The sequence below is a fragment of the Aeribacillus sp. FSL M8-0235 genome, from assembly GCF_038000355.1.
GTDB lineage: Bacteria > Bacillota > Bacilli > Bacillales > Aeribacillaceae > Aeribacillus > Aeribacillus composti.
The window spans coordinates 3,503,064-3,515,073 of the sequence record NZ_JBBOBW010000001.1 but is presented as its reverse complement, the minus strand read 5'-3'; the positions used below and the strand labels follow the sequence as shown (position 1 = coordinate 3,515,073).

Annotated in this window: 10 protein-coding genes and 5 pseudogenes; 10 read left to right on the top strand and 5 right to left on the bottom strand. The window is 37.8% G+C overall.

The genetic code is table 11. From position 1 onward, the window contains the following. Positions 1–52: 52 nt before the first annotated feature. From NSQ71_RS17060 to NSQ71_RS17050, 3 genes and pseudogenes are all read left to right on the top strand, one after another. Positions 53–1,048 carry a Gfo/Idh/MocA family protein gene (locus NSQ71_RS17060; RefSeq protein WP_340734300.1) on the top strand — a complete coding sequence of 332 codons (996 nt, stop codon included), beginning with the start codon at positions 53–55 and terminating at the stop codon, positions 1,046–1,048. Positions 1,049–1,133: 85 nt separating this feature from the next. Then, positions 1,134–2,192, top strand: coding sequence for an aldose epimerase family protein (locus tag NSQ71_RS17055; protein ID WP_066249350.1), 1,059 nt, complete (start codon positions 1,134–1,136; stop codon positions 2,190–2,192). 575 nt (positions 2,193–2,767) lie between these two features. After that, positions 2,768–3,143, top strand: a pseudogene (locus NSQ71_RS17050) (ISL3 family transposase); the annotation flags it as partial. A gap of 484 nt (positions 3,144–3,627) precedes the next feature. On the opposite strand, the pseudogene NSQ71_RS17045 reads toward NSQ71_RS17050, so the two are convergent. Further along, positions 3,628–4,296 (bottom strand): annotated as a pseudogene (locus NSQ71_RS17045) (transposase); the annotation flags it as partial. Between the two features lie 26 nt (positions 4,297–4,322). Here NSQ71_RS17045 and NSQ71_RS17040 point away from each other — a divergent pair. Then, a complete protein-coding gene (locus NSQ71_RS17040) occupies positions 4,323–4,748 on the top strand; it encodes a hypothetical protein (RefSeq protein ID WP_340734299.1) in 426 nt (141 codons plus the stop codon). A gap of 314 nt (positions 4,749–5,062) precedes the next feature. Here NSQ71_RS17040 and NSQ71_RS18650 read toward each other — a convergent pair. After that, positions 5,063–5,329: pseudogene (locus tag NSQ71_RS18650) on the bottom strand (IS1634 family transposase); the annotation flags it as partial. A gap of 437 nt (positions 5,330–5,766) precedes the next feature. Here NSQ71_RS18650 and NSQ71_RS17035 point away from each other — a divergent pair. Beyond that, a complete protein-coding gene (locus NSQ71_RS17035) occupies positions 5,767–7,110 on the top strand; it encodes an MFS transporter (RefSeq protein ID WP_311066616.1) in 1,344 nt (447 codons plus the stop codon). Between the two features lie 470 nt (positions 7,111–7,580). On the opposite strand, the pseudogene NSQ71_RS17030 reads toward NSQ71_RS17035, so the two are convergent. Then, positions 7,581–7,920 (bottom strand): annotated as a pseudogene (locus NSQ71_RS17030) (transposase); the annotation flags it as partial. 399 nt (positions 7,921–8,319) lie between these two features. Here NSQ71_RS17030 and NSQ71_RS17025 point away from each other — a divergent pair. The 5 genes from NSQ71_RS17025 to NSQ71_RS17010 all read left to right on the top strand — a co-directional run bounded on the left by NSQ71_RS17025 (position 8,320) and on the right by NSQ71_RS17010 (position 10,636). After that, positions 8,320–8,577: a hypothetical protein gene (locus tag NSQ71_RS17025; RefSeq protein ID WP_340734298.1), complete on the top strand. Its 258-nt coding sequence runs from the start codon at positions 8,320–8,322 to the stop codon at positions 8,575–8,577. A gap of 125 nt (positions 8,578–8,702) precedes the next feature. Further along, positions 8,703–9,050, top strand: coding sequence for a hypothetical protein (locus NSQ71_RS17020; RefSeq protein ID WP_340734297.1), 348 nt, complete (start codon positions 8,703–8,705; stop codon positions 9,048–9,050). Between the two features lie 8 nt (positions 9,051–9,058). Beyond that, on the top strand, positions 9,059–9,184 hold the full coding sequence (locus NSQ71_RS17015; RefSeq protein WP_340734296.1) for a hypothetical protein: 126 nt from the start codon (positions 9,059–9,061) through the stop codon (positions 9,182–9,184). A 35-nt stretch (positions 9,185–9,219) separates the two neighbouring features. Further along, the gene (locus NSQ71_RS18645; protein ID WP_445684715.1) at positions 9,220–9,297 is read left to right on the top strand and encodes a hypothetical protein; all 78 of its coding nucleotides are present in this window, start codon (positions 9,220–9,222) and stop codon (positions 9,295–9,297) included. Positions 9,298–9,322: 25 nt separating this feature from the next. Beyond that, positions 9,323–10,636, top strand: a complete 1,314-nt coding sequence (locus tag NSQ71_RS17010; RefSeq protein ID WP_340734295.1) for a TcaA 3rd/4th domain-containing protein — start codon at positions 9,323–9,325, stop codon at positions 10,634–10,636. A 324-nt stretch (positions 10,637–10,960) separates the two neighbouring features. On the opposite strand, the pseudogene NSQ71_RS17005 reads toward NSQ71_RS17010, so the two are convergent. Both NSQ71_RS17005 and NSQ71_RS17000 read right to left on the bottom strand, forming a co-directional pair. Beyond that, a pseudogene (locus tag NSQ71_RS17005) lies at positions 10,961–11,581 on the bottom strand (aldehyde dehydrogenase family protein). Between the two features lie 41 nt (positions 11,582–11,622). Further along, positions 11,623–11,805 (bottom strand): hypothetical protein, encoded by a 183-nt coding sequence (locus tag NSQ71_RS17000; RefSeq protein ID WP_340734294.1) that lies wholly within the window; start codon positions 11,803–11,805, stop codon positions 11,623–11,625. Between the last annotated feature and the right edge of the window lie 205 nt (positions 11,806–12,010).

Below are 12,010 nucleotides of genomic sequence, written 5' to 3'. Positions count from 1 at the left end.
TACATAGATGGGAAGACCTGTTCAATATTTCATTTAAATTTGGAGGTGAAAAATGAAAAAGGTTCGCTGGGGTATTTTAAGTACGGCAAATATCGCTAGAACACAATTCATTCCAGCTATGTTTAGAGCTGAAAATGCAGAAGTCACTGCCATTGCAAGTAGAGGCAGTAAAGTTCATGCGATTGCACAAGAATTCAATATTCCAAAAGCATACGAAAGTTATGAGGCGCTTCTTAACGATCCGGAAATAGATGCAGTATATATACCGCTGCCTAATCATTTGCATAAAGAATGGGTGATAAAGGCGGCAAGGAAGGGAAAACACATTCTTTGTGAAAAACCCGTTTCATTGAATGCAGAAGAAGCTGTAGAAATGGACAAAATTACGCTTGAATGTAATGTGAAGTTTATGGAAGCCTTTATGTATCAGTTCCACCCGCAACATGATCGTGTTCGTGAAATCATATTATCTGGGGAAATTGGCGAAGTAAAATTATTTAAATCGAGTCATTCTTTTTATTTAGAAAACAGAGAAGATGATATCCGAATGGTTAAAGAGATGGGCGGCGGAAGCTTGTATGATGTAGGCTGCTATTCGATCCATGCTGTACGATATATATTAAATACTGAACCAATTGAAGTTCATGCAATTGGGAATATAGATCCGATTTCAAATGTTGACCTATCTGCATATGTGCATATGAAATTAGAAAACGGTGTGACTGCATTAATGGATTGCAGCTTTGATATGACGGAAAGAAATGAATACGAAGTTGTCGGTACAAAAGGAACGATTAAAGTATCTTATGCATTTCGTCCCGATCGAAATGGAGGAGTTGGGATTCTCATAGTAGAGAGGAATGGAGTAACGCGAGAAGAAAAAATTCATGGCGACATTTATAGACTTGAGGTAGAACACTTTTCAAGAGCCATATTAGAAGACTTGAAAGTGAAGTATTCTGGAGAATCGTCAATAAAAAATATGAGGGTGATTGATGCTTGTTATGAATCCATTCGAACAGGAAAATCGATAAGAATCAATCAATAATTCATGGTGGCTTTGATAACAGGGGTCTTATTGAACCTTGTTTCAGATCATTCAAAATAAATGATAAATAAAGGCGATGGAAACTATGAAAATTCGAAAAGAATTATTTGGATATAAACATAACCAGCCAGTATACTTGTTCAAACTAAGAAACGATCATGGATTAGAAATTTCTTGTATCAATTATGGGTGTATTATTACAGAGATTCTTGCCCCCGATCGAGAAGGGAAGCTTGAAAATATCGTATTAGGGTTCGATAGTATAGAAGAATATGAGCGACACTCCTCTCCATACTTTGGTGCTGTGGTAGGGAGATTTGCAGGCAGAATAAAAGAAGGGAGATTTACCTTAGACGGTCAAGAGTACCAAGTAACAAAAAATGAGAATCAAAACCATTTACATGGCGGAAACAAAGGGTTTAGCAAAGTATTATGGGACTATAACGTTGGGGAAGAAAAGGAAAACGAGATTTCAATCGAATTTTGTTATTTTAGCCCTAATGGTGAGGAAGGATATCCGGGTAGCCTTGATGTGAAAGTCATCTATTCGTTAACAAATGAGAATGAGTTGATTATCACTTACTATGGTAAATCTGATAAGAAAACATTACTAAATATGACGAATCACACTTATTTTAACTTAAGTGGTGATTTAAAACGAGATATCTTATATCATGAACTGACTATAAAAAGCGATACATTTATAGAATTGGATCGTGAATTGCTTCCAACCGGAAACTTGATTGATGTAACAGGTACCGTCTTTGACTTTCGAATGGGAAGGAAAATCATTACTGGAGTGAATTCGACTCACCCTCAGATTCTTTTAGCGAATAAGGGCTATGACCATCCATTTTTATTAAATACGAATCATCAGCAAGAAATTATTTTATACGATAAAGAGAGTGGGCGAAAACTAGTAATTGAAACGGACGAACCAAGTGTCGTTCTATATACTGGAAATAAGTTAGGAGAACAACGATATAAAATTCGAAATGTGAATTCTAAAAATTATTTAGGGTTATGCTTAGAAACACAGGCTCCACCGGATTCCGTGCATCATCCTCATTTTCATTCGTCTATTTTAAACGAAAATAATATTTATCGAAAAAGAACTAAATATTTGTTTGCGTCAGATAAATGAATATTAAATTATAGTAGAATAATAATGTGTTTAAATGTAATCTTTTAAAAATTATTGTATATATGGAATAATCGTTTAATACGATTGTTCCATTTTTATAAACGAGTGTAATGCACTTCTCCAAAATTTACCTAAAATTGGTAGTCTAGCAGAAAAGATTTGTTGTTTACCATATGGTTTCTATATGACGAAGCTTGTGAAAAGGTCATTGGCCATAAAGAAGTTATTGAATACACCAACCGCCGATCGAGCAATCTGGCTCGTTTTGTCGCCTCATCGCAGAAAATTTACGGAGAATTTGACTGGAAAGCGCGGAATACTCATTGGAAAAAATCATCGTCTCTCCTTGAAAGTGGCAAAGTACAAATGTTAGGTAATCACGTAAGCCTCCCTGCTGAATTGTTTTCAGCGGGAGGCTGCTTTTTTATACATCATTATAGAACAAAGCCATCAGGATCAGAAAAAATTTTATAGTTTGATAATACAGAGCTAAAAATACTTATTTGCACGCTCATTTTCTCCATTAGTCTCTTCCTTTCACCAAGATTGAGTAAGAACCATTTTTAGTTTGCTTACTACAGGATCATCAGAAAGCACGCTTGGAAGAAATCTTAAAAGAGTACCCAGAACTTGCTTGTGCTTACGATTTAAAGGAACTATTTCGAGATTTCTATAAGTTGACCGATTACGGGATGCCCATGATCTTTTAGAAGAATGGATTCAATTAGCACGGAATAGTCCATACTCATCTTTTCATAAAGTGGGCAACACTTAGAAAAGTGGAAAGTACCCATACTCCAATATTTCTTATCTCCATACACGAATGCCCGAACAGAAGGAACCAATCATAAAATCAAACATATAAAACGGAGGGCTTATGGATATCGGAATCTAAAGCGTTTTCGACTTCGTGTATTTTTGGAATGTACAGGGAATACGAATGTTGATTAAATTGCTTAAGGGCTCTTTTTCAGTAGCTAACATGATAGTTGGTAGAATAGAAGCCGTCAAGGAAGGCACTTGACTACTCCCATTCTACCAACTTAGTGGTCAGTAAGCTGAAGAAGGAGACGGTCTGATTGACATCTAAATCCAGCTAACATGATGGCAAGGTTTGTGTACAAATCACAGAAAATGGAGAAGAGACCTTATTTATGAAATGGGTGCGATTGTGGAGCAATATAGGTAGGAAATAATCAAACTTTATTTTGAAGGAGTGGAAATATATTGAATTTATGTAAAATAATATGTTAATATTATGTTAGGTTGTTATAATCAAAAAAGTCCTGCGGTAATATGTCAAGGTGAAAAATCATAGAAATTGGAAATTCCCTTGTCCGATGATCCGAAAAAAGGCAATACTGAAGAAACCCAGTATTGGTACATGTAATAAACTGGGTCTAAAGGTTGATATTGGTATACCAGATCGATCCTCTTATCGATCTTCCCCCTTTCTTGGCGTGTAGATTTGACCGTTGCGTAGCAGCGCATCGATCACACGCACGAGTTTTCTAGCGGTGAGGACGAGGGCTCGTTTATGTTGGTGTTTGGGCACTTCCTCATACTTCTTCCGGTAGTACGCACGAAACGTCGCATCATGCCGTTGCACCGAGTTGGCAGCCTCCACTAGGTAGTAACGGAGATAACGATTGCCGGAACGAATGAGGGAGGTGACCTCGGCTTGAAAACGGCCCGATTGGTGCTTGGACCATGTCAAGATGGCATATTTTGTCAAGGCGGCCTGATTGTGAAACCGCTCGATTTGCCCGATTTCGGCCAGGATGCCTGCGGTGTAAACCGGTCCGTTGCCTGGGATGGTTTGCAGTGTGTTCGGAATGCCTTCAAGATGGCGGGTAATGGCTTTATCGAGCTCTTTCAGCTGCGATTGCAGGCTGCGGATTGATTGAATCGACAGCCCTAACAGCAAGTCGATGGAATCCTCGACACACTTGGACAACCGATACGACGAACGGGCCGCCTTTTGAATCGACTTGGCGATGCATTCCGGATCGGCAAAGCGATTGCGCCCTTTTTGGCGCAGGAAGTCGGCCAACTGCATGACATCCATTTGGCAGATGTCATCGAGGCTCCACGACTCAAGGTATTAATGAGAATAGTAGTGTTGAAGATATGCTGGAAGAAATGCAGAAATATATATATCAAGATGAAGATGGTAAACTTATATTTAATGTAGATAAAGCGATAGAAGAAGAACAAAGTGATTTTATTATTGATTCAGGGAAAGAATTCAATGCTTTAAGTAATCATGTTGAAAATAAAAAAGAGTCACAATCTGTATCTCAAATATTAAGAGGTATGCCAGTTTGGGGAAACTGGTGCGGACCTGGACATGGTGGCGGTGTACCAAAAGATAAATTAGATTCTTTACGTATGACACATGATCTTTGCTATAAAGTAAAAGGATATTTCGATTGTGGCTGTGATAAAGCTTTAGTAGCTGGGATAACTGCCGCTCTTCCATTTATGAAATATGACGAAAAAAGAGCTGCCTTAGCAGTAGCAGCTTACTTTAGTATAGCACCTTGTAAAAAATAATAGAGTGGGGAATTAAATGATTTATAAACTTATCATGTTTATAATATTTTGTATTTTAATGTTTATAGGATATTTAATTGAATGGATTACAGGAGGAAGACCTTGAATTTAGGATCATTATCCTAGTCAGTTCTTGAAAAATACAAAACATCAGCTAGTACTTTCGCTTGTTGACAAAGTCTCTGCTTAGACAGTCTACAAGCTTTATTACTATATCTAAAAGTTTGACAGAGTACACTAAAGAAAAGCCCGAAAATACTGGTGTTTTGGACTTTACCCACAACACGGGGGTGTCTAATAAGTTGTTTTTACGGCATGATTTTACGTAATAGCCGACCAAGCCCTAACTTTTCCCATATCTTTCGGAACAGATAAACCGGCCCAAACTCTTTTGTCCAAAGCACGGAGACAGAAGAGGAAGAGCCTTGCCCGTGAATTCGGTCAAAGTAACGCTCTGAAAATTTGGCTAATCCCTCGATTATGTTATCGACAGAGCCATTCTCTAATAAATGTTCTAACCTCCCTAGATTACAAAGCGTTTGTTGCCGAACTTTATTGTCTACACGAAATGTACGACATATTTGTAGATATTGACGAACAGAACCATTTTTATTTTTTTGCTTGGGTCAGGTGCCTGTCACCACTCGATGCCCTGTCTGAACTCAAGGGATGGTAAAAAAAGTATACATATCCGTCTGTCATGACAAGGGATGAGAGTCCAAAAGCACTTACGCAGGAAATTCAAAAAATGGTTCGCTAACCTATGACTTACACCTGTTTTCAGCGAACCAAAAAAGCTCCAACAAAGTCTTGACTGACTCCGGAAAACGATGCTCATACACAAATGCACATTTATTTGTTAAAATATTAATTATATTCTGACAAAAATGAAACCTATCGTTTTCGGAAGCAAGAGGTATTCTTTCGAAAAATTTACATCCATGAAACAAAATCATTAAATATACAAAGTAATCTATATATGGAATAAACGGTTTGCGGCCGTTTTATCACCGACAGAATGGGGGAGGGTGCAGTGGAGAAGATTGCCTCGCATGCGTATGAAAAGCCGGGCTGGAAACTGTATGTTTCGTTGCCGATTTTATCGTGGGCGTTGTATGATTTTGCGAATACGATTTTTTCCTCGAATGTGAATACGATTTTTTTCCCGCTTTATGTTTCGGAAACGGTGGGAAAAAGCGAGAGCTTGAACCAAATCGCCAGTACATTTATTTCGTATGCAAATGCGTTAGCCTCTTTCTTTTTAGTGATATTTTCCCCTTTATACGGCACATGGATTGACCGGACCGGGAGAAGAAAGAAATGGCTTGGGATTTTTACGACTCTTTCGGTTACGGCAACTTTGCTTATGGGTGTTGCCGGATATTCGAATCTTGGGAATGCCATGTTTGGAATGCCGGCGTCTTTTGTCATAATCGTGCTTTTATTTGTCGCAGCAAAGTTTTTTTACCATTCGAGCCTTGTTTTTTACGATTCCATGATTTCCAGTTTGGGGAATAAACAGGAAATACCGCTTATCTCCGGTTTTGGCGTTGCTGTCGGATATGTCGGAACGCTTGTCGGGCTCGCTGTGTATCCGTTTGTTGGAGAAATGGATTACTATCGGGCTTTTATTCCAAGCGCCCTTTTGTTTCTCCTCTTTTCTTTCCCGCTGTTTTTCTTTGTCAAAGAAGAAGCCGAAAAAGCCGATGCCTTAAAGCGAAAGGCCGGATTTTTTGCAGGTTATCGGGATATTTATGCAACATTGAAAGAAATGAAAAAGTATCAAAACATTTTTACTTTCATGATTGCTTATTTCTTTTTGAATGATGCGGTGGCGACGACGATCGCCATCATGTCCGTTTATGCCAAAGTCATTGCCGGGTTTACGGCAGGGGAGTTCATCCTTTTATATTTAGTCTCCACAGTTTCGAGTATTATCGGTTCCTTTCTTTTTGGCTATATTACGAGAAGCAAGGGAGCCAAAAAAGCGGTTTTGTATGTCGGCATCGTGATGTGCATCGCACTGGCGATAGGGGTGCTTGCTTTTTCCAAGCTATCTTTTTGGATTGCTGGGAGTTTGTTCGGCGTCAGTTTAGGAGCGATGTGGGTCACTTCGAGAACATATATAGTCGAACTTTCCCCGCCAGATAAGCAAGGGCAATTTTTCGGACTGTTCGCTTTTTCTGGAAAAGTGTCAGCCATCATTGGTCCAGCGATTTATGGAAGCATTACCCTCCTTTTTCATTCATATGGAAACATTGCCAATCGGTTGGCGATGGGATCGCTTTTGATGATGGTGCTCCTTGGCATTTTCTTTTTGCTGAAGGTAAAGCCACAGAAGCCTGCCGCGCCGAAAAGCTGATGAGAGGTTTTAAGGAGGACATTGCCGAAAGCTATTCCGTCATTGAAATCATGGAAACAGAAATAACTACCAGCCGCCATCTGGGCGCTCTTGTTCGTCTTTCTTGTTGCCTCATCGCTAAAAATTTATGAAGAACTTATTTTAAAAATTGGTTCTTAAATGAATTGACTTAACCGGACAAAAAATTAAGGTCAAGTAGATGAACACCATATCCGAGCATACTGCTTATTTAGCATAAATGATCCGAATAGAAATTTTACATGGAGTGGCGGACATGTTAGGCTTGATGCCTTGCGAAGCAAGGATTGGCGCTCGCTCCTTTCGCTAGGAAACATGTCCGCAGAGGCTCCGTGTCAAGCGATATAGACCTAAAATTTTATACAGGGAATGGAATATTCGTATTTTGTCATTCATACATTTTTTAATTGCCAAAAACAGATAAATAAAGCAAAAAGGTGGGTGTTTAAACTTTCGGTCATACGACTGATCGTTGCAGGAGAATAAGCATTTCCTAAAATTCGCTCAATAAACTTGCCAATTCACGTGTACTCATTCCACTTTGAAACATCTTAATGATCGCTTCCACGAGCCAGCCGGTATGGCGTTGGTAAGGGGGGATCAACTGCGTTTGAAATTCCCCATTTCGATCTCTTGGGACTAAAAGCCCTTCATCCGACCGTATTGCGTATCTAGATTTCGCTGATAGTAGCCGTTTTTCATATTCGACGTTTCAGTCTGTTCCATTTCGAGGAAATGTTTTATTTCTTCACGCAGGATGTGCTCTAATTTTTCCTTTACAAACTGGCGAATCGCACTTTCGAGTTAATTGACCCAGTCTACATTCGGTATACTTTTAGACATAGGTAGGGTTCTCCTTTCTCTGTAATGTTGGGCAAATCAGAGAATACCCTACCTTTTTCTTTTGGTCTAGCAAAATGCTTTACACAAAATTTTATACATCATCAATTTTTATTTTGACTCAACAAAATATAGGTTGTCTTGACGTTATAATTTTTTAGGTTTTCAAAAGATGTTTAAGTGTACGATTTTCTTTCTCTTGATGGTGAGGAACAAATAGATTTTCCAATATAAATAATTTTTTAAACATACCGATATTTAATAATAGAAATATTAATAAATGCAGTTGAAATGAGATTCTTTCAATCGATGCTCGAAAAAAATGTTAAAAATACAAGGGGGTATTGGTGATTGGCATTTGAAAAAGAGAAAGCTGCTTTATTAGAAATAGTTTCTGAAAGTTTAAAAAGGGAAAAGTTTAAACATATCAATACGGAAAAAATTAAAATTAATAAAAGAGAAGGGGGAAAAAAGACTGATTCATTCATTGAAAAATTTCCTAAGTTACAGTATGGGGGTTGTTCTGTTCCTTTTTTTTTAGGAGATGGAGGTGGGAATTTTCCCGCAGGCCCGTTTTCATTTGCGCGAGCTGTTGTTTTTGTAGCCTGATGGTCAGAAAAGGCGAATGAATTGTTTGTCCGTTCAGTAAAGCTGGATTTGTTGGAGGAATGGTGGGGAAATGATACTTTGCGGAATTTGACCTTGCGTCTTTGCGAAGAAAGCTGGGGCTTTTTTTGACCACACAAAAAATGTATCAGCGGAAGATTACAAAGGAGGAATTGCGGCAGTTTTGTCAGCAAACCTTTGTTCATCCGTTTTTAGCAGAGAAACAGTTTCTTTATATTATTTATGGTAAGCTCATCGTCAGTGAAGCTATTTCCCTTCAGGGAGCTGAGAAGGTGAAGAAATTCCATAGCCATCGGCTCGCAATGAAACTGTCTGATATGATTAACGGGATTGGAAGTTACGATTTATTGCGCTATAATTTTACTCACTATGCCGATTTGGAGGAAGCTTGTTCGTATTTTTCATCGACTAGAGAAGGTAAGGACGGTCATGAGAGCCGTTCCTGGACTAGGTGAGGGTGACTGTGTTAGGTGGGAGAGAAAAGATCGGTGGTTCATCTATACTTGTGTCGGTAGAAGATCATCATATTTTGTTAGACGCCGGATTTCATATAGGTGAAGGAAATGTTCTTCCTGACTATATCCCCTAGATCGATTAAATGTAAAGTGGGAAGATATTGACGCATTGATTATTACCCATGCCCATATGGATCATAGTGCGGCAGCTCCATATTGTTACCGAAAGTGTCCGAGGAAAACATAGTATAGTAGAAAGGAGCAGTCTACCATTGAAAAAGAAAAATCTATTATACGCAGGTGTAATAGTAGTTGCATTTATTGTTATTTTATTTTTTATTTTTGGTCGTTCTGCTTCACCGTCTGATTTGGTGAAAGAGTTTCAGGAAAAGGTTCAAAGCAATGATGCCAAGGGTTTAGTGAGATTAGTCAAGCCTGAAAATGATGAGGTGTCATGGAATGAAAAGGATGCCCAAAGCATCATTACATATTTAAAAGAAGATAATTCCGATTTTGATGACTTAGTGATGCTCTTAAATGCTCAAGCTAGTTATTATGAATCTAACGGAGCGGCAAATAATATGATTTCTCAGATATATCCAGGAGACTCCATTTCTAATGTGGGGCCGTTTTTTATAGCAAGAGAAAAAGGACTTTTTGGAGATAAATATTCTATAAAGGCTAGGGGATATAAAGTAGAAATTAAAGCTGATAAAGGCGCGACTGTTACTTTTAATGGGGAAAAAATTGATATGAACAATAAAAGTTCTAAGGTGTTAGGCTACTATGGCCCGGGCGTGTATGAGGTAAAAGGAAAAAAAGATTTTGAGTATATCACAGTAAGTGACGAGGACAAATTGATTTTATTCGATTTTGAAGATTTCGAAGGAACAGCAAGTCTCGATTTTTCTGGACAGACAGTAAATATCACTTCTTCAGTACCTAATACTGAATTAGTGGTGAATGGGAAAAAAACAGGACAACAGATTGATGAATATTCTTCTTTTGGCCCTGTTAAGGACGGAATAGCATTACAAGGATTGGTTGAGTTTCCTTGGGGTGAAGGCAGAAGTAAAGAGGTTAAGGTAAACACCAGTTCATCAAGCAGTTATGATCTCACTCCTAATCCAATTGTAAATGATGAGGTTAAAGAAAATATTAAGGCTATTATTAACGACTTTGCTAAAAATAGAATCGCAGCCAAGGCAACCAGAGACGTGAATAATCTCAAAGGTGTATCTGAAAACCTTAAAAAATCATATGCTGAAATAATTGCTAACTACGATTCAAAGAACTATTTTGAAGGAAAAGCCCTTGGTACAAGAATAGATTTTTCAGCTGTCACTTATGAAAATGCGAGTGGAGGAAGTCATTTGATTCATATTCCTGTTGAATTTCACGATCGAACAAGGGAAGTTTACGAATTTATAGATTCTGAAATGAAGGAAGACTATACCGAAAAAATTATTACATTGGAGTACGATGAAAACAAAAAAACTTGGATTGTTAAGGATGAAGAAAATGATTTTTCTTCTGCCAATGATGATTACATGACAAGTAAAGAAGTAGAAAAAACAACATTTTAGTGGATTTCATATTTTGAGTAGGAGGGGAGTGATTTACTCCCATCCTCTTACACAAACGATATTGACTGCAACAATTATCCTTAAAACATAGTTGTATTTCTAAGATAAGTTATTGGATCTGTCGCAAGAAAATTGTTCATTAATCGTTGATGCTTGCCAGGCTTCATCCAATTCACTGTCTAGCAATCGGAATTTTTTTAATCTTAATTTTGATCTTAGTTTTTGCTAACTTTTTATTTTGCATTGAAAGGTTAAGCCTAGATAGTGTCTCTGTATTTTTGGGGTGTAAGATTTTCTGATTGAATACAGATAAAAAGGTCATCTTTACCTATAAAATTCTTTGAATGGAATAAGTTGCTTCAGAGCTGTTGTTCTTTTCCCAACACTCGTTGATTGAAAAGTGATGGAATAGCAGACAGTGCCAGTACGGTTAAACATGTAGTCATTTATAAAAAAGTAAGCGTTCAGACAATAAGGCGTGCTGTTTGCAATATTAACAGCTTCTTCTAATACCTGAAACGTTGTGATTGGCAAAATAGGTCCAAATGTTTCCTCTTCATAATCTTCATGTTTTCATTGACATTTTTGAGAACCGTAGGATAAACAAAGAAATAGCCTTTTTCCTTATTTGCATTGTATTTATTGCCGCAAAGAACTTCAGCACCTTTACTGATTGCATCGTTGACCTGCGAGACAATCTTATGAAAGCCTTTTTCATTAATAACTGGTCCAATTTGAGTGCCTTTTTCCAAACCATTTCCAACTTTTAATTTTTTAACTTCATTTGTTAAATTCCTCTACAATGCTTTCATGCACTAGAACTCTGTTTGCACAAATACATGTTTGACCGGCATTTCTGAACTTGGAAGCTATCGTTTGTTCTACCGCCAAGTCATTATCAGCATCATGTGCAACAATGACCGGTGCGTGTCCGCCTAATTCCATTGAAACCAAGCCCTTGATGGATAGATCGCATATATGTATATTTATACATAATTTTGATATAGGTATACTGCAACACTCTGTTTTTTTTCTTGCAGAAAACAGTTTTTTGAGTCACGAGATTTATTTTCATATGTAATGTCCAGGGATTGTTGTTCTTTACCGAGAGTTAAGGCTAATTCTTTTAAACCGGGGTAGGGAGCAATCAATAATGTTTTTATTTTCATGTTATCAATCCACCCATCTCATTTGTTTCTGCTACCATTCATTATAGCCTAGTTTCACTTTGAGGTAAGTTTCCTTATTGTTATTTTAGCTTTTGTCCTCTATCTCTCCCGACCCGGAATGATGGTTCCATTTTTGTAAATGTTGATGAATATTTTGGAAAGGCTGACAGTGGTGAACGGCGTCTTTGCACAGAATTTTGTACAG

Excerpts from the sequence above, each read along its gene's own strand:
- NSQ71_RS17060 (WP_340734300.1), top strand. The coding sequence starts at position 53 with ATGAAAAAGGTTCGCTGGGGTATTTTAAGTACGGCAAATATCGCTAGA.
- NSQ71_RS17055 (WP_066249350.1), top strand. The coding sequence starts at position 1,134 with ATGAAAATTCGAAAAGAATTATTTGGATATAAACATAACCAGCCAGTA.
- NSQ71_RS17040 (WP_340734299.1), top strand. The coding sequence starts at position 4,323 with ATGCTGGAAGAAATGCAGAAATATATATATCAAGATGAAGATGGTAAA.
- NSQ71_RS17035 (WP_311066616.1), top strand. The coding sequence starts at position 5,767 with ATGGGGGAGGGTGCAGTGGAGAAGATTGCCTCGCATGCGTATGAAAAG.
- NSQ71_RS17000 (WP_340734294.1), bottom strand. The coding sequence starts at position 11,805 with ATGAAAATAAAAACATTATTGATTGCTCCCTACCCCGGTTTAAAAGAA.